Source organism: Aquabacterium sp. (assembly GCF_004297345.1).
GTDB lineage: Bacteria > Pseudomonadota > Gammaproteobacteria > Burkholderiales > Burkholderiaceae_C > Aquabacterium.
On the sequence record NZ_SCTN01000521.1, the window covers coordinates 1 to 1,855 of the forward strand.

2 protein-coding genes are annotated in these 1,855 nt (G+C 59.1%); both read right to left on the bottom strand.

Annotation, left to right across the window (positions count from 1 at the left end; all coding sequences use genetic code 11):
• Positions 1-100: 100 nt before the first annotated feature.
• Positions 101-1,462, bottom strand: coding sequence for a ribosome biogenesis GTPase Der (gene der / locus EPO09_RS20230; RefSeq protein WP_290646052.1), 1,362 nt, complete (start codon positions 1,460-1,462; stop codon positions 101-103).
• 18 nt (positions 1,463-1,480) lie between these two features.
• A partial coding sequence (locus EPO09_RS20235; RefSeq protein ID WP_290646054.1) for a PQQ-binding-like beta-propeller repeat protein occupies positions 1,481-1,855 on the bottom strand: 375 nt, incomplete at its 5' end.

Sequence of the window (1,855 nt, forward strand, 5' to 3'; positions counted from 1 at the left end):
TGCTCACGATATGCTCCGTGTTGAAAAGTTTCGGATTTGCCACCTTAACACAGTCCCCGCAACCTGACCGGATATGGTTATGTGATTGACGGCGGCAAAATTACTGCTCTTTGTCGGCAAAAGGATTCTGCGACGACTTGAACTCGATACGCAAAGGCGTGCCCGAAAGCTTGAAGTGCTCACGGAACCGCCCTTCCAGATAACGCTGATAGGCTGCGCTGATGTGCTCCAGCGAATTGCCATGGATGACGATGATGGGCGGATTCTGGCCGCCTTGGTGGGCATAGCGCAGCTTGGGCCGATAGGCACCTGCCAGCTTGGGTTGCTGGAACTGCACGGCCTCTTGCAGCAAGCGCGTGAGCACCGGCGTAGGCAGCTTTTTTGTGGCAGACGTCCAGGCGGACGTGATGGCCTTCCACAAGGGCCCAAGCCCCTGGCGTTTGATGGCCGAAATGTGCAGCACAGGCGCGAACTTCAAGAACGCAAGGCGCTGCTCGATCGAACGCTGCAGCATCTCGCGCTGGTAGCTGTCAATTGCGTCCCACTTGTTGATCGCGATGACCACGGCACGGCCTGACTCCAGCACGAAGCCCGCAATGTGCGCATCCTGCTCGGTGACGCCTTGCGTGGCATCCACCAGAAGCAAGACGACGTTGGCGTCGGAAATTGCCTGCAGAGTCTTGACCACAGAGAACTTCTCGATGGCTTCAAATACTTTGCCTTTGCGGCGCAGACCAGCCGTATCGATCAACTCGAAGCGCTTGCCTTCGCGCTCGAACGGCACGCTGATGGCGTCGCGGGTGGTGCCTGGCATGTCGAACGCCACCAGGCGTTCTTCACCCAACCACGTGTTGATCAAGGTGGACTTGCCCACGTTGGGGCGCCCTGCCACAGCCAGGCGAATGGGCTTGTCGAGATCCATCTCGCGCCAATCCCGGCCGTCCAGCAGGTCCTCTTCATCCTCTTCGGGGAAGAAGCCTTCCAAAGCCATGTCAACCAGGCTGCGGATACCTTGTCCGTGCGCGGCAGAAACTGGAATAGGCTCACCGATGCCAAGTTCATAGAACTCGGACAGTTGCGGGCCAGACTGCATACCCTCGGCCTTGTTGGCGGCCAGCAGCACCTTTTTGTTGGCGGTGCGCAGGTACTTGGCGATGTCATGATCCTGCGCAGACAAGCCATTGCGGGCATCCACCACGAAAATCACGGCGTCGGCCTCAGCCACCGCCTGGCGGGTCTGCTTGGCCATCTCCTTGAAGATGCCAGAGGTGCACTCAGGCTCGAAGCCGCCGGTATCGATGGCAATGAACTCGTGCGGGCCTAGCTTGCCCTCGCCGTAGTGACGATCACGGGTCAAGCCGGCAAAGTCGGCCACGATGGCATCGCGGCTCTTGGTCATCCGATTGAACAACGTCGATTTGCCGACGTTAGGGCGTCCGACCAAGGCAATAACTGGTTTCATGAAATTTCAACTAACAGATCAATTGGCGCGCAGGGCGTACAGCGTGCCCTTGCGAGTCAGAACCAGCAGGGTGTCACCATCTACAACGGGCGCCGCCGCGAGCGGATCATCCAGTTCGATGCGCCCCACCGTACGGCCATCATCAGCTGACAGCACATGCAGGTAGTCCTTGCCGTCACCGAAGACGACGCGCTTGCCCCAAACCGCCGGGGCACTCAAATTGCGGTATGTAAAGCGATCCACACGCCACAGGATTTCTCCATTGTCGGCATTCCAGGCTGTCAAACGATCGGCGCCGTCCGCACCAACGACCATGCGCTCATCGGCGCCAACAGCCATGCGACCAGCCTGTGGGCGACTCCAGCGCAATGAACCCCGGTTCAACTCCAGGCA

Bases quoted from the DNA above. Each gene is read 5' to 3' on its own strand.
- der (WP_290646052.1), bottom strand. From the start codon at position 1,462: ATGAAACCAGTTATTGCCTTGGTCGGACGCCCTAACGTCGGCAAATCG.